General features: G+C 71.7%; 16 protein-coding genes. 8 read left to right on the top strand and 8 right to left on the bottom strand.

The annotated features are described in order from the left end of the window. Positions 1-110: 110 nt before the first annotated feature. The gene (locus ANAE109_RS13415; RefSeq protein ID WP_041448334.1) at positions 111-305 is read left to right on the top strand and encodes a hypothetical protein; all 195 of its coding nucleotides are present in this window, start codon (positions 111-113) and stop codon (positions 303-305) included. 78 nt (positions 306-383) lie between these two features. Here the strand turns inward: ANAE109_RS13415 and ANAE109_RS13420 are convergent, their stop codons facing one another. Next, positions 384-1,847 carry a sigma-54 dependent transcriptional regulator gene (locus ANAE109_RS13420; RefSeq protein ID WP_041448335.1) on the bottom strand — a complete coding sequence of 488 codons (1,464 nt, stop codon included), beginning with the start codon at positions 1,845-1,847 and terminating at the stop codon, positions 384-386. A gap of 155 nt (positions 1,848-2,002) precedes the next feature. Between ANAE109_RS13420 and ANAE109_RS13425 the strand changes: the two genes are divergently transcribed. The 4 genes from ANAE109_RS13425 (at position 2,003) to ANAE109_RS13440 (ending at position 4,941) form a co-directional block, all read left to right on the top strand. Then, positions 2,003-2,260 (top strand): hypothetical protein, encoded by a 258-nt coding sequence (locus ANAE109_RS13425; protein ID WP_041448336.1) that lies wholly within the window; start codon positions 2,003-2,005, stop codon positions 2,258-2,260. 209 nt (positions 2,261-2,469) lie between these two features. After that, a complete protein-coding gene (locus tag ANAE109_RS23460) occupies positions 2,470-3,270 on the top strand; it encodes a PHP domain-containing protein (protein ID WP_012097420.1) in 801 nt (266 codons plus the stop codon). A 1-nt stretch (position 3,271) separates the two neighbouring features. Next, entirely contained in the window at positions 3,272-3,919 is a 648-nt protein-coding gene (locus ANAE109_RS13435) for a sugar transferase (RefSeq protein ID WP_012097421.1), read from the top strand. Next, positions 3,877-4,941, top strand: coding sequence for an ATP-grasp domain-containing protein (locus tag ANAE109_RS13440; protein WP_083776882.1), 1,065 nt, complete (start codon positions 3,877-3,879; stop codon positions 4,939-4,941). Before ANAE109_RS13435 ends, ANAE109_RS13440 begins: the two co-directional genes overlap by 43 nt. A gap of 79 nt (positions 4,942-5,020) precedes the next feature. Here the strand turns inward: ANAE109_RS13440 and ANAE109_RS13445 are convergent, their stop codons facing one another. Continuing rightward, on the bottom strand, positions 5,021-6,802 hold the full coding sequence (locus ANAE109_RS13445; protein ID WP_158305890.1) for a hypothetical protein: 1,782 nt from the start codon (positions 6,800-6,802) through the stop codon (positions 5,021-5,023). 138 nt (positions 6,803-6,940) lie between these two features. Between ANAE109_RS13445 and ANAE109_RS13450 the strand changes: the two genes are divergently transcribed. Both ANAE109_RS13450 and ANAE109_RS13455 read left to right on the top strand, forming a co-directional pair. Further along, positions 6,941-8,230, top strand: a complete 1,290-nt coding sequence (locus ANAE109_RS13450) for a right-handed parallel beta-helix repeat-containing protein (protein ID WP_012097424.1) — start codon at positions 6,941-6,943, stop codon at positions 8,228-8,230. 387 nt (positions 8,231-8,617) lie between these two features. Then, complete coding sequence (locus tag ANAE109_RS13455; RefSeq protein ID WP_041448337.1) at positions 8,618-9,496, top strand: hypothetical protein; 879 nt, start codon at positions 8,618-8,620, stop codon at positions 9,494-9,496. Positions 9,497-9,559: 63 nt separating this feature from the next. Here the strand turns inward: ANAE109_RS13455 and ANAE109_RS13460 are convergent, their stop codons facing one another. From ANAE109_RS13460 to ANAE109_RS13480, 5 genes are all read right to left on the bottom strand, one after another. Continuing rightward, entirely contained in the window at positions 9,560-10,903 is a 1,344-nt protein-coding gene (locus ANAE109_RS13460; protein ID WP_012097426.1) for an O-antigen ligase family protein, read from the bottom strand. Next, a complete protein-coding gene (locus ANAE109_RS23465; protein WP_012097427.1) occupies positions 10,900-12,132 on the bottom strand; it encodes a glycosyltransferase in 1,233 nt (410 codons plus the stop codon). The genes ANAE109_RS13460 and ANAE109_RS23465 overlap by 4 nt, the downstream gene beginning before the upstream one ends. 106 nt (positions 12,133-12,238) lie before the next feature. Next, the gene (locus ANAE109_RS13470) at positions 12,239-13,534 is read right to left on the bottom strand and encodes an oligosaccharide flippase family protein (protein WP_041448338.1); all 1,296 of its coding nucleotides are present in this window, start codon (positions 13,532-13,534) and stop codon (positions 12,239-12,241) included. Positions 13,535-13,718: 184 nt separating this feature from the next. After that, positions 13,719-15,035, bottom strand: coding sequence for a glycosyltransferase (locus ANAE109_RS23470; protein ID WP_012097429.1), 1,317 nt, complete (start codon positions 15,033-15,035; stop codon positions 13,719-13,721). A gap of 104 nt (positions 15,036-15,139) precedes the next feature. Next, entirely contained in the window at positions 15,140-16,357 is a 1,218-nt protein-coding gene (locus ANAE109_RS13480) for a glycosyltransferase family 4 protein (protein WP_158305891.1), read from the bottom strand. 381 nt (positions 16,358-16,738) lie between these two features. On the opposite strand from ANAE109_RS13480, the gene ANAE109_RS13485 reads away from it, so the two are divergent. After that, positions 16,739-18,976, top strand: a complete 2,238-nt coding sequence (locus tag ANAE109_RS13485; RefSeq protein WP_012097431.1) for a polysaccharide biosynthesis tyrosine autokinase — start codon at positions 16,739-16,741, stop codon at positions 18,974-18,976. Positions 18,977-19,092: 116 nt separating this feature from the next. Here ANAE109_RS13485 and ANAE109_RS13490 read toward each other — a convergent pair whose 3' ends face one another. Further along, positions 19,093-20,265 carry a DegT/DnrJ/EryC1/StrS aminotransferase family protein gene (locus ANAE109_RS13490; protein ID WP_012097432.1) on the bottom strand — a complete coding sequence of 391 codons (1,173 nt, stop codon included), beginning with the start codon at positions 20,263-20,265 and terminating at the stop codon, positions 19,093-19,095. Positions 20,266-20,339: the final 74 nt, after the last annotated feature.

Below are 20,339 nucleotides of genomic sequence, written 5' to 3' on the forward strand. Positions count from 1 at the left end.
CTCGCGTGGGAACGTTCGTGCCCGCGTTGCCGCGGAGGCGAATCGGGATGAGGTTCTCCCTGGACGCGGCAGAAAGTACCGGCCGAAGCCGGCGCGGAGGATGGGAGAGCATGCTGAGGGCGGCGGCGTGGACGCTGGGCCTGTTCGGGGTTGGGACTTCCGTCGTAGGACTGTTCCCGGAGTCGGCGTGGATCGAGCCGGTGGTGCTGCTCGCGCTGGGCGTCGCGTTCCTGTACGTGAGCGCGCGGACGAACGTCCGGGAGCGGCGGACGGGGGCGCTCGCGCCGAAGCAAGCGGCGGCCTGACCTGATCGCGAGGTGGGAGGCATCGGCAGCTCCGGGGGGAAGGGACGCGGCGCGGCTCGAGAGGGCCGCGCCGCGTCGTCATTCGATGGTCGCTGCGTCGCGCGGGTCGACGATCCCGCAGTCCTTGATCTTGTAGAGGAGCGCCTTGTAGCTGACCTGCAGGCGCTTCGCCGCCTTCCGCTTGTTCCAGCCGGTGCGCATGAGCGCGCGCAGGATCGCCTCGCGCTCGGCGATGCGCGCGGCGCGCCGCGCGACGTCCTTGAGCGGCGCGTCCTCCGGCAGGGACGGCGCGTCCGGGGAACGAACGGCCGTGTTCACCGGCGGCGCGTGGGGCGTGGGCTGCCCCGGGAGCGACAGCGCGGTCGGGGCCCCGCCGAGCTCGCCGAGGACCATCGCCGGGTCGCGGAGCACGACGAGCCTGCGCACCAGGTTCTCGAGCTCACGGACGTTGCCCGGCCAGTCGTAGGCGTGGAACCGCTCCATCACCTCCGCGGGGATCTCCTCGAGCCCGCCCCGATACCGCTGGCGGTACTTCTCGACGAAGTGGCGGACGAGCGGCCCGATCTCCTCGCGGCGCTCCCGAAGCGGCGGCACCCGGATCGTGACGACGTTCAGCCGGTAGAAGAGGTCCTCCCGGAAGGTCCCCTGCCGGATGGCGGCCTCGAGGTTCCGGTTCGTCGCGACCACCACGCGCGCGTCGACCCGCACCGGGCGCTTGCCGCCGACCCGGTAGAACTCCTCGTCCTGAAGGACCTGCAGGAGCTTGGCCTGCAGGCGGGGATCCATCTCGCCGATCTCGTCGAGGAAGATGGTCCCGCGGTGGGCCAGCTCGAACTTGCCGGGCTTCTCGGCGTGGGCCCCGGTGAAGGCCCCCTTCTCGTGACCGAACAGCTCGCTCTCGAGCAGCTCCCCCGGGAGGGCCGCGCAGTTGATCTTCACGAACGGCCGCCCCGACCGGTGGCTCGTCGCGTGGATCCGGCGCGCGATGACGTCCTTGCCGACGCCGCTCTCCCCGATGAGGAGCACCGGCACGTCGGTGTCGGCGATCCGGCTCACCAGCTCCCAGACGCGCTCCATCGGTCCGGAGAGCGGGGCGCTCGGCAGGAGGTCGCCGTCGCCGGGATCGGTCGTCGCGGCGGCGCGCGACTCCGCCACGTCCGGCGGACGCCGTCCGGGGCCCTCGAGCGCGCGCCGCAGCACCAGGTTCAGCTCCGAGACGTCGAACGGCTTCGGGAGGTAGTCGTTCGCGCCGAGCTTCATCGCGCGCACCACGTCCTCTGCCTGGGAGAGCGCGGACATGACGATCACGGGCACCCGCGGGTCCCGCTCGCGGATGCGCCGCAGCACCTCGAACCCATCGGGCTCGGGGATGACCAGGTCGAGCAGCACCGCGTCGGGTCGTGAGTTCGCGGCGGCGGCGAGCGCCTCCACCCCGTTGCGGAGAGGGCGCACGCGGTAACCCGCGGTCGCCAGGAACTCGCAGAGCGCCTCGCGGGCGTCGTCGTCGTCCTCGATGACGAGCACGGTGCAATCGTTGTCCATCGTGGTTCCATTGGCAGCGAGGTCCTTGCCGCCGGTGTGAAAATGGAACGACCACCTGTTTCCGGCACCGGCCCGAACGCGGCGGGGGACAGGCGAGCGAGCGCTTCGCTTCGCTCGCGCAGCGTGGCGTTCCATGACATACCGGGGCGGTGCGGATGACCCGTCCTCGCCTCCTCCTGCGGGCGACCCTCCTCGTGATCGGCGGCGCGTTCATGCTCTGGAAGGCCTTCGACGCGAGCCGCGAAGCGCGCTCCCTCGGCGACGGCGACGCGCTGCTGTTGCAGCGGATCGCGATCATCGAGGCGCTCGTCGGCGTACTGGCGATCGGCGCGGCGGCGTTCGCGGTCGCGGCGCTGCGTCCTCGCCGGCGCAGGCGCACGCTGGACCTGCACGATCCCGGTCGCCGGCCCTGACTCGCCGCGCGCCCGCGCGGGACGGCGGCCTCCCCCCTGCGCTCGCCTTCGTTCGCGCTCCTCGTGCGGTGCGCGCCCGGGCGTGACGCGCGGGGGTGACGGCCCGCGCGAGCCGCGCCCGCGTCGGACTCTCGAGCGCGGCGCCCCCGTCCCTCGACGCCCCCCTCTGGATCGGCGCGCCGCCCGCAGCCCGTGCGCACGCTCGTGTCGTGGCGCGCGCCGAGTACCACGTCCACACCTCCGCCTCCTACGACTCGCGGGCCAGCCCCGCGGAGCTCGTCGAGCGCGCGCTCGCCGCCGGCCTCGACGTCGTCTTCGTGACCGATCACGACACCATCGACGGCGCGGTGGCGGTGCAGGCCGCCGCCGGGCGGAGGCTCCGCGTCGTGGTCGGGTGCGAGTTCACCTGCGACGACGGCTCGCACGTGATCGGCCTCGGGCTGCGCGACTTCATCGCCGAGCGGCGCGTCCCCGCCGTGCTCGAGCGCCTCAAGGCGCAGGGCGCGACGATCGTGCTCCCGCACCTGTTCCGGCGCGGCAGCGGCATCTTCCGCGACGAGCTCCGGCGCGATCAGGACTTCGTCCGGATGGCGCTGTCGTACGCGGACGCGGTCGAGTGCTTCAACGCCCGCGACGGCTGGGAGAAGAACCAGCGCAGCCAGCGGTTCGCGCTCGAGCGCGGGCTCCCGGTGGTGGCGGGCAGCGACGCGCACGCCGCGCGCGAGCTCGGCCGCGTGTTCGTCGAGTACGACGAGGAGCCGTTCGCCGAGAGCTTGTCCGCGCGGCGCATCTACTTCCCTTCGCAGCGCGCGGTCGCGGAGGCGCCCTCGAGGCGGAGGGCGATGGAGCTCGTCCACGGATCGCTCCGGCGGTTCCCCGCCCTCGACCGGAGCTACCGCGCGCTGCGGAGCCGGCTCGGACGCGACCGGCCGCGCTGGGCGAACGCCGCGCCCTGCATGCAGCACGATCTCCCGCGCGCGACGCCGCGCGCCGCTCCGCGCGAGGGCTGACGTGGCCCGGGCGCTCCAGCTCGCGGTGAAGCGCGCCGCCGACGTGGTCGGGGCGGCGCTCCTCCTCGCCCTCCTCTCCCCTCTCCTCGCGGTCATCGCCGTCGCCGTGCGGCTGACGTCTCCCGGAGAGGCGCTGTTCCGGCAAGCCCGCGCCGGGCGGGGCGGCCGCACCTTCACGATCCTGAAGTTCCGCACGATGGTACGGGACGCCCCGTCGTCGCCCCTCGGCTCGTACTGCTACGCGGACGACCCGCGCATCACGCGGCTCGGGCGGATCCTGCGCGCGACGAGCCTCGACGAGCTCCCGCAGCTCGTGAACGTGCTGCGCGGCGACATGAGCTTCGTCGGGCCGAGGCCCGACCTCCCGCATCACGTCGCGCGCTACACGCTCGCGCAGCGGCGCCGCCTCGAGCTGCGGCCCGGGATCACCGGGTGGGCGCAGGTGAACGGTCGGAACGACATCCCGTGGGAGCGGCGGATCGAGCTGGACCTGCAGTACATCGCCCGCTGGTCGCTCTGGCTCGACGCCGTCGTGGTCGTGCGGACGGTCCGGGTGCTCTTGACGGGCAAGGGAGTCCGGCTCCCGAAGAAGGTGGGGGACACCTCGTGGCAAACCGAAGGGAAGGCGAGCGGCTCACCGCGGTCGTGACCGGGGTCGGGGCGCCGCCCGCGATCAGCATCTTCAAGGCGCTGCGCCAGTCGGCCCTCCACCCGCGCGTCGTCGCGACGGACGCGGAGCCGACGTCCGTCGGGCTCTTCCGCGCGGACGCAGGTTACGTCGTCCCGCGGATCCGGGACGGCGAGGAGGCGTACCTCGATCGCCTCGAGGCGATCTGCCGGCGCGAGCGCGCCGCGATCGTGTGCTTCGGGTCCGAGGAGGAGCTGCGCCGCGTGGCGCCGCATGCGCGACGGATCGAGGAGCGGACGGGCGCGAGGCCGATCGTGAACGCGCCGCACAACCTGGACGCGTTCCTCGACAAGTGGGGGATGTTCGTCGCGCTGCGCGAGAAGGGGCTGCCCGTCCCGGACTCCGTCCTCGCGAGCGACGGCGACGCCGTCCGCGGGTTCCTCGCGCGGCACCGCTTCCCCCTCGTGCTGAAGCCGCGGCACGGTTCCGGCTCGAAGAACCTGTTCCGCGTGAAGGACGCCGACGAGCTCGGCTTCCTCGTCCGCTACGTCCCCGAGCCGGTCCTGCAGGAGCTGCTGCTCCCGGACGACGAGGAGTACACGGTCGGCGTCTACAAGAGCCCGCGGGCCGGCTACGTGGGTCAGATCGTGTTCCGCCGGAGCCTCGCCGCGGGGCTCACCTACAAGGCGGAGGTCGTGGACGATCCGGAGATCGAGGCGGTCTGCCGCCAGGTCGTGGAGGCGTTCGACTTCTGGGGGCCGGTGAACCTGCAGCTCCGCAAGACGTCGGCCGGGGTGCGCGTGTTCGAGATCAACCTGCGCTTCTCGAGCTCGGCGGTGATGCGCGCGTACTTCGGGTTCAACGAGCCCGAGCTGTGCCTGCGCGACCTCGTCCTCGGCGAGCGGCTCGCCGCGCCCGAGGTCCGGCCGGGATGGGCGCTCCGGTACTGGGACGAGGTGTACGTCTCGGAGGGAGAGGTCGCGCGGGTGCGGGAGCGCGGGTATGTCGAGGGCGCGCCGGGCGTGAAGGCGAACGATCTCTGAGGGCACCTTGCCTGACGAGGCGCGGCGATCGCGGTCGCGGCCTCGGCCGCTGCGTTGCCTCGACCGCGGAGACCGCAGTTCACGGTCCGTCGTAAGCTCCGACCCCACCCGGCGCGATGATCGCGCCGGTCGAGTCCTTCACCGCGCCGAAGGCGAAGTACACGACGCGACCGCCCTCGGACCAGCGGTCGACCTGGATGTTCTGGACCGAGTGGCCCGCGAACGCGGGCGCGCCCTCCACGGCGACGCGCTCGAACGCCCCGTTCTTCCACCGCAGGACGCCGCCCGCGGCGACTCCTATCCAGACTGAGCCGTCACTCCAGTCGCAGGCGACCGAACGCGCGCCCTCGTAATCCGGCAGCGGGAAGTGCGCGATCGCGCCGGATCGATCGATGCGGGCCAGCCCGTGTCTGAGCGATCCCGCCCAGAGCGTTCCGTCGGCGCAGTGTGACAGGGATCGTACGGCGTCGTCCGCCTCGTCGTCGACCGGGTACGGATCGTCACCGTCGGGCCAGAGGTCCCTGGCCCACATGCCGAACCGCCGGTTCGTCAGGTCGACGCCGTATCCCAGGATCGTCGCAGTACGAAGGCCGTTCGACGCCCAAGGCATCCCGTTCCTCGGGTCGATGGACATCGCGTACCCCTCGCCGAAGTGGGACTGGACGGTGCCGTCCGGCAGCTTGCCTTCGACGATGGGGTGGTGGTGCTCCCAGAAATCCTTCATGTCGGCCCACATCGGGTCCACGCCGGCGGTGGTGTCCTTCCAGTTCCGCAGCTCCGTGGCGTTCAGCAGCACCGCCAGCGTGGCGTGCCCCCCGCCCATCCACGCGTCGCCGTACATCAAAGTGGAAGCGTCGTGGTTCACGGCGATGCGGTTGACGCGCCGGAACAGGCGGCGGCCCCAATCCCACCATGGCGTGGACTCGAGCGGCTCCGCACCCTCCGGCGGTTCGCACGTGTCGACCCACTGCTCGTGCCCGTAATCGCAGATGACGTGAGGCGGCGCGCCGGTCCGGACGTGGCGCACCCGGTTCATGGTCTTGGCGACGGGATCGAACGCGACCACGTCGACTCCCCCGGTGTCGAGGGCCCAGTCGACCCCATCGTCCGCCTCGTGGCCGAATCCGTCGAAGCCGATCAGGGCCTTTCCGGGCGCGGCACCTGCGACCGAGATCGCAGGGCACAGAACGAACGGGTTTGGCGGAAACTGCACGAAGATGTCCGCCGGATCGTTGCATTTCGCGGAGAGTCCGGCGTTGCCGGCGTCGAAGCGAAGGAACTGCTCGTCGGTACGGGCCTTGGCGAACACGGCGTCGCCGCCGGCCACGTACACGTTGCCGCCCTCGTCGGCCGAGACGTCATGGACCTCCGGGGAGATACCCTGCGACACGCCGTGGTACGTCCAGTACCCGACGCGGACGGGCGGCTGGTCGACGGGGGCCGGATCCGACGTGGCGGGATCGGGAGCGCCCGCGTCGGGGGTCGCCGGGTCCGGTGCGCCCGCGACCGGCGGCCCGTAGGTGGGCGCAGGCGTGTCACCCGCCCGATCCCGGTCCGTACAGCGCGCTGCGACGAGCGCCAGCAAAGCGCCGGCAGTGAGCGCAATCCGCGAGGCTTCGAGCATGGCAGGGCTCCGAGTTCCCGGCGCCTGGAAGCTATCGTCGCCCCCTCGCCAGTGGTGAGGACCGCACTGGGTGGGCACGTCGGGCAACCCCTGCGTCGATCGGGCACCCTTCCGCTCACCGCGTCTCTCCCCGGGGCGATCTACCGGCGCGCTCCAGGACGTCGGGAATCCGCCGGGTCGACCTGGCACAGAGACCTCTCCTTCGGCCCCTGAAAACGCGGGCACAGCGCCCGACATGTGGCTGCCTGTAGGCCGCGCGTCCGGAATTGCGCCTGGCTCCTCGCGCGTTTGAGAGGGGCCGCGCGAAAGGGGCGCTCCTCACCGGTCTTCGCCCGCTCGCTCGGCTTTCTCCTGGGAAGGGGCAACGAGAGGCCGATGAAGAACAGCATCCGTGGAGTCGTCGCGTCCGCAATCGCGGCATTGATCGTGACCGCTGGCTGCAGCGATTCGTCGCTGGTGGATCCCTCGACCGTCCAGTTCGGTGCGGACACGCTCCCTGACCCGTCGCGTGGAGCTCTCGCCGTCACCCCCGCAGACGTCGAGGTCGTGCCCGGCGGAACCCTGGCGTTCTCTGCCTCGTCGGCCGCGACCTGGTCCGTCGCCGAGCCCGAAGGTGGCACGATCGACGAGCGCGGCAGCTACACCGCCCCCCAAGCCGAGGGCACGTACCAGGTGGTCGCCACGAGCCGCGATGGCGTCGGCCAGGCGATCGCGTCGGTGCGCGTCACGCAGGGCGCGCGCCCCACCAGCCCGCCGGCGGACGGCACCACCCCGTGGGCGCCCGCTCCGGATGACACGGAGTGGGTGGACGTGCGGAGCTTCGGGGCGGTCGGCGACGCCGTCGCCGACGACACCTCGGCGTTCCGGAGCGCCGCCGCGACGGGCAAGAAGCTCTTCGTCCCCGCCCCTCCGGTCGCGTACAAGCTGACCGGCAATGTCGAGGTGAAGAACTCCGTCTATGGAGACGGATCGATGCCGCTCATCCGCATGTACGGCGCGGACGGCGATCCCGATCAACGCCCCACTCACAGCATCTTCTACATCGCGAGGTACCAAGGCCCTGGGCTCGTCATCAATGGCCTGCACCTCGATGGCCAGTGGGACGGCGGCACGAACGGCGAGTATTCGATGGGCATCTACATCCTCAGCAGCAGCAACGTGACGGTGCAGCACTGCAACATCGAGCGGGCGTATGGAGATGACATCTTCGTCGCGGCGTTCGCGGAGCCGATGTCGAACAACATCGTCATCGAGAACAACACGCTGGGCACCCCTCGCCGATGCAACATCGCGGTGAACGGCGCCACGAACGTGACGATCCGGAACAACCAGATCACGAAGACCAGCAGCTACGTCAGCGCGATCGATCTCGAGCCCGACCAGCTGGGCGTCCAGTATGTCCGCGGCGTCGTCATCGACGGCAACCGCTTCGACGTGGTGGCGCAGGCCTACTACGCGGGCGCCATCAACCTGAACAATCCCGCCCAGAACCCGGCGTCGGGCGACGTGAGCGTGACCCACAACAGTGGCACCTGGACCCCGACGGCCCCGTACATGGACACGGTCCCCGGGAGCGCCGGCCTCGTCAGCGTGGTGCCGAGCGGCGGCATCGCCAGGCAGCCCTGGTACAACGTCACCGCCACCAACAACACTCCAACCCCTTAGGCCCGGACCCTCGGGCATACCCGGAGACCCTCCCCGTGTCTGGCGGAGGAGTCTCCGGGTGGATTCTCGCCCGTGGTGGCTCCCTCGCCAGGCCACGCCGGCGGGCTTGGCTGGGGACCCTCCGCGCGGCGCACGGGTGATGGCCCGCTGCGGCCTTAACATGACCGCATGCCTCGGCCGGGCCGGCTCTGCGCGCTTCGAACCGTGCTGCTCGCGGCGCTGGCGTCGGCGACCCTCGGCGCGAAGTCGGCCATCCCGGATCGGCTCATCCCAGCGACGAGGCCCGCTGCGAAGCCTGGGGCTGGCCCACGCGCCCCGCCGGCTCCCCCCGCGCGTAGTTCGCCGCCAGAAGATGGTACGACTGCCTGGGCTCCCTCCCCTGGAGACGTGGAATGGGTCGACGTCCGCCAGTACGGCGCGGTCGGCGACGACGTCGCGGACGACACGTCTGCGTTCCGAAAGGCTGCAGCGACCGGCAAGAAGCTGTTCGTCGCGAAGCCCGCGGTGGCTTACAAGCTCACCGGCTTCGTCCGAATCGCGAACTCCGTGTACGGAGACGGCTCGATGCCGGTCATCCGGATGCACGGGGCGGACGGAGATCCGGATCAGGGGCTCGCACACACCATCTTCGTCATCGACGGTTACACCGGACCGGGGCTCGTCCTGAATGGTTTACGCCTCGACGGTCAGTGGAACGGGGTGGAGGAGAGGGGGGAGTGGTCCCATTGCCTGAGGATCACGAGCAGCCGCAACGTGACCGTCCAGAACTGCGTGCTGGAGCGGCCGTACGGGGACTGCATCTTCATCGGTCATTACGAGGGCAGCTCCCCGTCATTCACACCTGGAGACATCGTGATCCAGGACAACCTGCTGCGCGGCCCCCGCCGGTGCTGCGTCGCGGTGATCTCCGGTACCCGGGTGACGATCCGGAAGAACCGGATCCAGAAGACGTCCGATTACGTCGCGGCGATCGATCTCGAGCCCGACCCGCTCGGCTATCAGCACGTCTTCGACGTGACGATCGACGGCAACGTGTTCGAGGTCGTGCCGCTGAGGCTGGGGAGCGGGGCCGTGAACCTGCACAACCCGCTGGGGAACCGTGGCGCGCAGCAGAGCGGCAACGTCTCGATCACGCGCAATCGCGGGACCTGGACGCCTCCCGCCTCGTATCTCGAGGTTCCCGGGAGCGACGACGGGCTCGTCGCGATCGTTCCTCATCTTCCGTGGACGCGAGTGACGGTGTCCGACAACCGGCGGGGCCCCTGACGCCTGGACGAGCACGGATGGTCCCAGGCGCAGCCCGCGACGCGCGGACCGAGGGCGACCCCCTCAGGCTCGGGACGCCGCGCCGGCCACTGCTGGGTCGTCGTCAGCTCTCGAGGCCGGGGGGTGCCGGCCGGTCGGGACGCGACACGAGAGCAACGAGGCGCTCGCGACGATGGCGAAGAAGAGAGGAGCGGACGAGACCGCGATGGGGACCACGGCTGCGGTTCCGAAGACGAGGTACGCGAGGATACCGGCCTGCAGGATGCGGGAGCGGGGGTCGCCGCGCGCCTCGCCGGCGACGTGCTTCCACGCCGTCCAGAACAGCCACAGAAGCCCGAGCAAGCCGAGGACTCCGGCGCCGAGGAGCGTATCGAAGTACACGCTGTCCGAACCCTTGAGATCGTACTTTCTGCTCACGGACGAGCCGGCGTCCTCGAGCCCCGTGTAGCCGACGCCGAGGGGATGGTCGACGAAGGCCCGGAGCGCGATCCACTGCATGCCGAGGCGGGAGCTGACGTTCTCCTCCGAGCGACCCTCGCGGTACGCACGCGACACCCGCTGCTCGAACACGCTCGTCGACGCGAAGCCCACCGCAACCGTCAGGACGGCCGCAGCGACGAGGGCACCCTTGGTCCAGAAGCGCATGCGGGATACGAGAACGAGGAAGAGGAGCAGCGCGCCCGAGCCGAGCAGCCCCGAGCGACTCGCGGCGGAGACGAGGCAGATCCCCGCTCCCGCGAGGACGAGCAGCAGGAGCGCACGGTCGCGGGCGCGGGCCGGCCATGGTGTCGCGGCCCCGTGCAGGATCGCGAGGGATACGACGCTGTAGGCGAGGTCGTTCGGGTTGGTGAGGAGCCCCGTCGCGCGGCCGAGGAACACGTCCTCGTAGTTCTCCGGGCGCACCAGGTGAGCCTGCAGCGACGGATGGAGCGTGAAGAGCGTCTGCGCGGCGATGGCGGCGGCCGTCACGATCCGTACGCCCGAGGCCATCCACTGCGCGCGGAAGAGGTGCGCCGCCAGCGGCAGTATGCCCGCCAGCCCGAACCGCTTCATGAACAACGCAAACTCGAACGTGCCGTGCGTCCGGGACGCGGTCACGGCGGCGCCGATGCCGGCGAGCGCCCCGATGGCCACGACGAGCAGGACGAGCGCGATCGGTCTCGAGCCCACACCCGATCCCGCTCGGAGCAAGACCTCCCACGCGCTGAGCACCCACAGCGTGAACAGCACCGCGTCGCTCATGGTGACGCGGCCCGCCGCCGGGATCGTCCCAATCGGCCACCACAGGCACGCGAGCGGGATCGCCGCGAGGATCGCGAGGCGCGCCGCGAGCGCGACCGGGCCACGCCGATCGGCGCGTGCGCCGCCCTCCAGGTGGTCGCTCCACGTGAATTCGAGCGCGTTCATGGGCACCTCGCCGTGTCGCAGGCGTCATCGTGCATGTGAGTGTCGGCTGTGCGCTGCGCGGGACCCCGGGCGAGGGCTCCGTCGAGCGCCACCGCGAGGACACGCGCCAACCGGTCGGCTTGCGCCTCCAGCGTGAAGAGGCGCGCGACGCGGTGCGCTCCTGCGTCGCCCATCGCATGGCGTAGCGCGGCAGAGCTCACGAGCGGGTCGAGGGCCGCGGCGAATGCCGCTGCGTCCGCCGGGACGACCCTCCCCGTCACTCCATCCTCGATCACCTCGGGAATTCCGCCGACCTTCGCGCCGACGCATGGCTTCCCGAGCGCCATCGCCTCCGCCAGGACCATCCCGAAGCTCTCCTGAACGGAAGGGAGGATCGCGACGTCGGCTCGCGAGATGACGTGTGCCGCGTCATTTCGCCACCCCAGAAAATGGACGCGGGATTCGACCCCCAAGGCCGCTGCGCGGCTGCGGAGCGCCACCCCGTAGCCGGCGTCGCCGCCCTCAGGGACGTCGCCGCACAGCCACAGAACCGCGCGAAGCGGCAGCCGTGCCAGCGCGTCGATCGATACGTGCTGCTGCTTGTGCGGCGCGAGCACGCCGACGTGCGCCAGCACCACCTCGCCCGGCGCGCGGGGGGGCAAGGCCTCCCCGGACGCGGCGGACTTGCGCAGCGCGTCGACATCGACGCCGTTGTGGATGACCTCGATACGGCCGCGGTCGATGCCAGCGTCGCCCATCGCGTCGGCGACCGCGCGCGAGACCGCGACCACACGGGAGCACCGCCGCGCAACGTTCCCCAGCCTGCGCACCTCGCCGGCCGAGAAGATGCCGTGCGCGTGGTACACGACGCGCGTATCCCGAGGAACCACGCGGGAGAAGAGGAGCAACGCAGGAAGCTGGTTGAAGCAGAGCACCTTCGGACGCCGCCCGCGGATCCATCGCCGAAGCCGCAGCGCGGCCGCGCCGAGCCAGGGTGCTCGCGAGGCGAGCGCGAGGAGCCTGGCCGGGCCGTGGCCACCGATGTAGCGCCGGCTCGGCGGGGGCAGCAGGTCGATGCGGTCGACGCCCGCCCCCCGGAACAGCCGCGCATACTCCGGGTTGCCGTACGGGTCGATGATGGCGACCCGGAACCGGTCGGTCAGGCGCGGCCAGACGCTCGCCGTGACCTGCTGGACTCCTCCGATCGACGTCACGAGATCGACGACCGCGATGAGCGGCAGATCGGGCATCTCCGGATCCCTCGGTTTGCGCCACCGCGCGACCGCTGGCCAACGTAGTCACGCGAGGCATCGACGTGTAGGCGCCCGGTCGAAAGGGAGTCCCCGGTGCGACCCGTCACCCGTCCAGGGCGACCGTCGCCATGGCCGGAGCACGCGTGCCGTTCAGCACGCCGCGTGCGCACGCAAGCGCCGCACCGAGGTGGACCGCGTACGCCGCCGCATACGCGACGGAGAGGCCGAAGGCACCGCGCGAACGCAAGCCGTAGGCCGCCGCGACCAGGACGATCGCCCAGGCGGCGTTCAGGGCGAAGCTGAGCCACATCCGGCCCGCCCCGGCGATCGCGTGCCCGACGATGCTGAGCGGTGCGGCGAGGGCTCCCGCCACGAGGAGCAGCACCATCACGTCGACCGCGTCGCGAAACTCGGCGCCGTACGCGCGCATGATCCAGGGGGCGCTGACCGCGAGCCCACCCGCCGCCGCGACGGAGGCGAGCGCCGTCAGGACGACGCTCGCCCAGAACGCCCGCGCGAAGGATCGAGTGCGCCCACTGTCGTGCAGGTGCGCGAACAGCGGAAACATCACCGCTCCGACCGAGGTGGCGACGAGGACGATCGCGTTGCGCCACTGGTTCGCGGCCGCGAAGAGGCCGAGCTCGCGAACGCCGCCCGGCTGGTTGGCGACGACGGCCGAGGTGGCCCACGTGGCGGGCGCGAGGAGGACGTTCCCGAGGGTCGTCGGAATGCTGTAGCTGAAGAGGATGCGCCATTCGCGGAGCGCCTGCCGGTAGACCGGGCGCAACCCGCAGGCGCGCGTCGCGCGGCGAACCGCGACCGCGTACAGGCCGGTCGTCACGGCTGAGCTCGCGACCAGCCCGATCACGCAGCCGAGCGTCCCGCCGAGGAGCGCTCCCCCGATGAGGAGCGGGATGCTCAGGGCCGAGGTCACCGTCGTGACCAGCCCGATGGTCCGGAACCGCTGGAGCCCCATGAGCGTTCCGAGCTGCGTTCCGTTGACGGGCCCGAACAGCAGAAGCACCGATCCTACGCGCAGCGCCGTCGATAGCTGAGGCGCGCCCAGCACGCTCTCGGCGACCCATCCGGCCGAGGCCGCCAGCAGCACGCCCGTCCCTCCGCCGACGAACGCGGCCACCATTCCCGAGAGCGCAACGACCCTGCCGGCCGCCTCCGGATCGGCGCGGTAGTTTCCGGCCAGATACTTCGTGGCGGTGGTGTTGAGGCCGAATCCGCCGAGCGCCATCAGCATTCCGGCGGTCGTCTGGACGAGGTTGAACTCCCCGAACGCCGTCGCGCCGAGTCGACGTGCGACGGCGATGGACGCCACCAACGCCAGCAGCCGCGCCAGCACGGACCCGAGCAGGCTCCAGAAGGCGTCGGTCGCGAGACGGCGCACCAGCGTCGATGCGGCGACCGCTCGGGCGTGCCGGAGAAGCCAGCCCCACCGTTGCTGGAAGCCACCCGGACGCGCAGCGCCGGGGCCCACGGCTCCTGACGGAGGGGCGGCGTTGGTGTTCGCGTCCATTCGGCCGGCGCCTCTCTCGAGGAGCGCATGTCGGGAGCGCCGCTCGCGACGTACGTTAGGTCACCCGTGTTGCCTCGCCGCGGGCCTCGACGGGTTCACCTCGGCGCGCGCCGTGCAGGATCATCGAGCCCGGACCGCTCGCCGTGGCGCGCCCGATCGAGCTCGGGTCGTTCGTCGCACCGCCTCGCGGGAGGGAGCGTGAGCGCCCCGCCGCGGCCTTCTCCTGCCAGACGTGCTCGATCCGCTGCAGGAGGGGCTTCGTCTGGCGCTCCCAGGTGTTCCTCCGCGCCACCTCGAGCGCCGCCGCCGCCATGCGCCGCCGGAGCGCGGGCCGCTCCCTCAGCGTCCGGAAGGCCTCCGCGAGCTGATCCGGTCGATGGACGTCGACGAGCACCCCGGAAATGCCGTCCTGGACCAGCTCGGGGATCCCGCCGACGCGGGTTCCGACCACCGGGAGCCCCTGGGACATCGCCTCGACGATGACCAGCCCGAGCCCCTCCGTGGCGCTCGGCAGCGTCAGGACCGACGACTTCCGCAGGATCGCGAACAGGCTCGGCCCCCAGGGGACGTAGCCGCACCACGTCACGCGGCGCTCCAGCCCGAGCTTGCGGCTCATCGCCTCGAGCTCGGCTCGTCTCGCGCCGTCGCCGACGATGGTGAGCGAGGTCTCCGGGACGAGGGCCACCGCGCGGAGCACATCGTCCACGCACTTCTCGGGTGCGAGCCGCCCGACGAAGACGATCTTCAGCGGGCCCTCCGGCTCCTCGGGAAGGGAGGGCAGAATCATGTCTTCGCCGACCTGGCTCTCGTTGGCAACGAGGAGGTCCATGCGGCCGGCGCCGTACCGTACCGCGAGGTCCCGGCTGACGAACGCGGCCACGTCCGCCCGCGCGTTGATCCTCCTGCAGCCGCGGGCGACGGCGTGCCGCAGGAGCGCGTAACGCGGATAGTTCAGGACGAGGCCCAGCTCCGCGTCTCCCATCTGCTGACTCACGACGACCTGCGCCGGGCGGCAGTAGCGGTGCGCGATCAGCGCGTAGACCATGGGTTGCTTCAGCCACACGACATCCGATCTGCGGACGAGCCGCTTCAGCCCGGCGGCGGACTTCAGCAGCGACCCCGCGTAGCCGAGCGGTCCACCGCGCTGGCCGCGCGGGCCCTCGAAGAAGAGCCGACCCGCCCAGCCGGGAGGCGCGTCCATGGGGAAGAGGCGGCTCGGATCGCCCGTGTCGTCGAGGCGGCCCCAGAACGTCCAGGTGCCGACGTCGAGCTCCCGGCAGATGTACTCGAGCCTGAAGCTCGCGCTCGCGTACCACCTGCCGTCGATGCACGAGAACCGCTGGTCCGAGATGTAGGCGACATCCAACGGCATCCGAGCCTCCCCGCCACGCGAGACGTCGCCTTCGGGTCACGTCAACGATGGGTTACGACGGCCAAGCGTTCTCTCCGCCTTCTTGGGCTCCGCGGAGTTCGCCGTCACCTGGTTCTGCCACGCGACTCCCCTCGTTTGCCGACGCTGGCGTCGCGCAGGTACTCGGCCTCCAGCGCCCTCCAGAGGCGCTCCTGCTGGAACTCGCGCAGGACCCGCGCCCGCCCGGCTTCGCCGTGTCGGGCGCGCAGCTCCGGGTCCGCCAGATAGGCGAGCAGCGCGGAGCAGAGCGCCCGATCGTCGCCGGGGCGAACCAGGGTGCCCGTGACGCCGTCGAGCACCGCGTCGAGGCACCCCGGGATGCGTGAGGCCACCACCGGGAGTCCCATGGCGGCGGCCTCGATCGAGACCACTCCGAACCCCTCGCGGTAGCTCGGAAGCGCGAGGACGTCCATCGCGCGGAAGTACCGGGGAGTGTCCCACTCGAAGCCCACCATGAGCACGCGCGGATCGTTCCGGAGCGACGCCGCGACCGCGGGCGGTACCGGATCCTGTCGCTCGAGTGGACCGACCAGCACGAGTCGCACGTCGGGCAGGTCGCGCCGCAAGGTTCGCCACGCCGCCTCCAGCTCGACGATCCCCTTCTCGCGGGTGACCCGCCCGACGAATCCGATGACGCGCGCGTCGGCCGGGAGTCCGAGCGCCCGCCGGGCAGCCTGCCGCTCCGCCTGCGTCGGAGGGGCGAAACGCGCCGTGTCGACGCCGTTGATGCTGCCGGACAGGACCACGCCGAGCTTCGCGGGCGGCGCGATGCCGTCGCGCATCGCGACCTCGGCGAGCGAGCGGCTGACGCACAGTACGCGGGTCGACAGCGCGGCGGTGAGCTTCTCGACGGACAGCAGGAGCCGCCGCCGGAGGCCACGCGAGGTGACATAGACGAGGCCGTGCAGGTGGTAGATCCGGATCGGGACGCCGGTCATCCAGGCCGCGAGGATGCCGAGCAGCCCGCCCTTCGGTGTGTGAGCGTCGACGACGTCGGGACGTAGCCGCCGCAGCGTCGTACCCAGCCGCAGCAGCGACACGATGTCGCGCAGCGGCGCGATCCGCCGCTCGATCGCCACGGCCCGCGAGGCGATGCCTTCGGCCGCCGCGAAGCGCCCGAGGCCCTCGCCGGGCGACGAGACCGCGAACACCTCCCAGCCACGTCGCGAGAGGAACCGAGGTTGCCCCGCCAAGAACGACAACGTCTCGGGGACCGTCGTGACGTGCACCAGCCGGCGCGAGGGCACCGTCCCGGGTGCGTACTCGCCGCAGGGTGTGCTCACGGCGCGCATGGAGTCTCCGCGCGCCAGGGCGTTCGTCCGGCTCCCGCGGGCGCGCGCGAGAGCCCGGCGGGAAGATAGTGCGTGCTGCGCCCGGGACGAGCAGTCGCTCCGTCCGGTACGGACGCCGGCCGCGGCTCACCTGCCCTCCTTCACCCCGCGCGAGCCGCGCGTGTGCACAAACAGTCACTCCAACTGTGGGGCTGCGTTTGCGATCGCGGCTGCGAACTCTCTCCGAGTCTGCGGCCGAGGGCGTCCACGCCAGGCAACCCGGTCATGCGCGGGGCTGCGTCAAACACGCTCGTCGCGTGTCGACGCACCAGCGGATGCCCTGAGGCGCGCCTTGCAGCACGTTGCAGCGTACCAGCACTCGAGGGAGTGAACATGGCAAGCGAGATCGAGAACGTCTCCGCGCCGAGCGTCCTCGCCACGCCGCTTCCCGGCATTTCGCCGTCGCCCCTCCGAAAGCCGCGCCGCGCCGCAGAGCCGTCGCTGAACGAGATCGCCAGGATCTTGGCCGGAGGCCGCTGGACACTCGCGGCGGTGACCTCTCTCGCGCTGGCCGCGGTCGCGGTCTACCTCCTGCTGGCGCGCCCGGTGTACCGTTCGACCGCGCTGATGCAGGTCGAGGAGCCCCCCACCATCGGCGCCGCGCTCGAGCGACTCTCGCCGCTGCTCGAACAGAAGACCTCCGTCGAGGGGTACGTCGAGATCATGCGTTCGCGCATGGTGCTCGGCCCGGTCGTCGACGAGGTCGGGCTCGACGTGCTGGCGGAGCCACGCCACCTCCCGGTGATCGGGACCGCGATCGCGCGCCGCCACCGAGGCGCGCCAGCGACGCCCCGTCTCGGGCTGGAGCGCTTCGCCTGGGGGGGCGAGCGCATCTCGGTGACGCGGCTCCGAGTCCCGGCGGAGCTGGTGGACCGACCGCTCACGCTGACCGCGCTGGAAGGCGACACCTACCGGCTCCAGGACGAATCGGGCCGAGTCCTGCTCGACGGCCGCGTGGGCGCGCCCGCCTCGGCAGGAGACGGCGAGCCGCTGGAGCTGCTCGTGTCGGAGCTCACCGCACGCCCCGGGACGGAGTTCCGCATCGAGAAGCGCTCCCGCGATGACGTCATCGACGCCCTCCAGGCGGATCTCCGCATCGACGAGAAGGCGAAGGACACGGGCGTCATCGTCATCGAGCTGGACGGGCACGAGCCGAGCCGCCTCGCCTCGATCGTTTCTTCGCTGACCTCGGTGTTCCTGCGAGAGAACATGGAGCGACGCTCCGCCGAGGCGGCGAAGACGCTCGAGTTCCTGGAGTCGCAGCTCCCCAAGCTGAAGGGTCAGATGGAGAAGGCGGAGACGGCGCTGATCGACTACCGGACGAGGCGGGGGACGGTGGATCTGTCCTTCGAGGCGCGCACGACGGTCGAGCGGGTGGCCGAGCTCGACAAGGCGGTCTCGGACCTCGAGAGCGAGCGTGTCCAGCTCGCGAAGCGGTACACCGGCAGGCATCCCGACCTCGTGGCGCTCGAGCGGAGGCTCCAGGCGGTACGCGACGAGCGCGCGGCGCTGAACCCCCGCGTCCGCTCGATGCCCGGCACGGAGATCGGGGCGGCGCGCCTCGTCCGGAACGCGGAGGTGGCGACGGGCCTCTACGTCCTGCTCTCGAACCAGGCCGAGACCCTGCGGGTCGCCAAGGCCGGGATGATCGGCACCGTGCGCCTCGTCGACCCGCCCGTCGTGACGCGGCGGCCGATCCGCCCCAGGCCAGTCCCGCTCGTGGCGCTCGCGCTCATCGTGGGGCTGGGCGCGGGCGCCGCGCTCGTGATCGGGCGACGGACGTTCGACGACGGTGCCGGCGATCCCCAGGACATCGAGGCCGCCACCGGTCTCCCCGTGTTCGCGACACTTCCCCATAGCGATCGCGAGTTGCACCTCGACGAACGCCATGCGGCTCGGCGCGAGGTGCTCGCGCTCGCGGCGCCAGACGATCCCGCGACCGAGCACTTCCGCACCCTCCGCACGGCCCTCGGGTTCGTGCTGAAGGCCCGGGGCAACGTGGTGGCCGTGAGCTCGCCCTCGCCGGGCGCCGGCAAGACGTTCGTGTGCGCGAACCTCGCGCATCTCCTGGCGGTCACGGGCAAGCGCGTCTTGCTCGTGGACGCGGACCTCCGTCGCGGAGCGCTGCACCGTCACTTCTCGGCCGAACAGGGCCCTGGCCTCGCCGAGGTCCTCACCGGAAACGTGCAGCTGGAGGGAGCGGCGAAGGCGACGCTCACTCCGGGACTCGACCTTCTCCCACGGGGAGACCTCTCCTCGACGCCTGGAGAGCTCCTCGCGAGCTCCCGCCTCTCGGACGTCCTCGCCGAGGCGGGGAAGCGGTACGACGTGGTGGTCGTGGACACCCCCCCGATCCTGGCGGTCGCGGACCCGCTGCTCATCGAGCGCTGCGCGAGCGTGAACCTGCTCGTCGTGAGGGCGCGTCGGGATCGCGTGCGGGACATCGCGCTCGCGGTCGAACGGCTCGCCCAGAGCGGAATCGTGGTCCACGGCGGCATCCTGAACGATGCCCGGCTGGCGAGCGACTACGGCCGCATGTACTCGCGCGTCGCGAGCGGCGGCAAGGCCTGATCCCGGCCCCTGGCGCCGGCCGCGAACCGGCGCCCGAGGGCCCGTCGCGGCGGTGACCGCCGGGCGCGCACCCTGATCGTGTGCGCGCCGAGCGCCGAGCGCGCAGCGCGGAGCTCTCAGGCCACGACCGCGGCAGGCATGGCGTCGCCGCGCGCGGCGACGGCGCGGCGCCGCCCGACGCGCCGGACGATCTCGACGATGCGCCGCTGGTCGGCGATCGGCAGGCTGCTCGAGCTCGGCAGGCAGAGGCCGCGCTCGAACAGGTCTGCGGCGACCTCGCCGCCGTAGCGCTCGCACGACGCGTAGAGCGGCTGGAGGTGCATCGGCTTCCAGAGCGGCCGCGCCTCGATGTCGTCGGCGGCGAGCGCGGCGAGGACGTCGTCGCGAGAGGCCCCGAGCTCGTCCTCGTCGACGAGGAAGCAGGAGAGCCAGTGGGTGTGAAGCCCGTACGCCGCCTCTGGCATGGGCGTGAGCCCGGAGAGCTCCTCGAAGGCCTCCCGGTACCGCGCCGCGACGGCCCGCCGCTGCTGTACGCGCTCGTCGAGCACCTCGAGCTGCCCGCGGCCGATGGCGGCGAGCACGTTCGAGAGCCGGTAGTTGTGACCCATCTCGACGTGCTGGTACGCGGCGCCGGGCTCGCGCGCCTGCGTGGCCCAGTAGCGCGCCTTCTCCACCCATCCCGGCCGTGAGGCGACGAGCATCCCGCCGCCCGTCGTCGTCACGATCTTGTTGCCGTTGAAGGAGAACGCGGCGACGTCGCCGAACGATCCGGCCGGCCGGCCGCGGTACGTCGCGCCGAGGGCCTCCGCGGCGTCCTCGAGCACCGGGACCCCGTGTCGCCGGCAGGTCTGGAGGATCGGCTCCAGGTCCGCGCACTGTCCATACAGATGGACGACGACGACGGCGCGGACCAGCCGGCCCCGCGCGGCGCGATCCTCGAGCGCCTCGGCGAGGAGCTCGGGGCTCATCATCCACGTCCCGGGATCGCTGTCCACGAAGACGGGGGTCGCGCCCAGGTAGCGGATGGGGTTCACGCTGGCCACGAACGTCAGGTCGGAGACCAGCACCTCGTCGCCCGGGCCCACGCCGAGGAGGCGGAGTCCCAGGTGGATCGCCGCGGTGCCGCTCGCGAGCGCCACGGCGGGGCGCCCGACGCGCTTCGCGAACGCCTGCTCGAACGCGTCCAGGTGCGGACCGACGGACGAGAGCCAGTTCGAGGCGAACGCGTCCCGCACGTATCGCTCCTCGCTCGCTCCCATGTGCGGCACGGACAGGTAGATGCGTCCCATCTGGCGTCCTCGCGGGAGACGCGTGCACGGCGCGCGCGGCAGACGCGAGAAGCTATGTCATGCCTACTCGGCTG

The sequence above is a fragment of the Anaeromyxobacter sp. Fw109-5 genome, from assembly GCF_000017505.1.
Taxonomy (GTDB): Bacteria; Myxococcota; Myxococcia; order Myxococcales; family Anaeromyxobacteraceae; genus Anaeromyxobacter.

Coding starts and splice junctions, on each gene's coding strand:
- ANAE109_RS13415 (WP_041448334.1), top strand. CDS start 111: ATGCTGAGGGCGGCGGCGTGGACGCTGGGCCTGTTCGGGGTTGGGACT.
- ANAE109_RS13420 (WP_041448335.1), bottom strand. CDS start 1,847: ATGGACAACGATTGCACCGTGCTCGTCATCGAGGACGACGACGACGCC.
- ANAE109_RS13425 (WP_041448336.1), top strand. CDS start 2,003: ATGACCCGTCCTCGCCTCCTCCTGCGGGCGACCCTCCTCGTGATCGGC.
- ANAE109_RS13445 (WP_158305890.1), bottom strand. CDS start 6,802: ATGTCGGGCGCTGTGCCCGCGTTTTCAGGGGCCGAAGGAGAGGTCTCT.
- ANAE109_RS13450 (WP_012097424.1), top strand. CDS start 6,941: ATGAAGAACAGCATCCGTGGAGTCGTCGCGTCCGCAATCGCGGCATTG.
- ANAE109_RS13460 (WP_012097426.1), bottom strand. CDS start 10,903: ATGAACGCGCTCGAATTCACGTGGAGCGACCACCTGGAGGGCGGCGCA.
- ANAE109_RS23465 (WP_012097427.1), bottom strand. CDS start 12,132: ATGCCCGATCTGCCGCTCATCGCGGTCGTCGATCTCGTGACGTCGATC.
- ANAE109_RS23470 (WP_012097429.1), bottom strand. CDS start 15,035: ATGCCGTTGGATGTCGCCTACATCTCGGACCAGCGGTTCTCGTGCATC.
- ANAE109_RS13485 (WP_012097431.1), top strand. CDS start 16,739: ATGGCAAGCGAGATCGAGAACGTCTCCGCGCCGAGCGTCCTCGCCACG.
- ANAE109_RS13490 (WP_012097432.1), bottom strand. CDS start 20,265: ATGGGACGCATCTACCTGTCCGTGCCGCACATGGGAGCGAGCGAGGAG.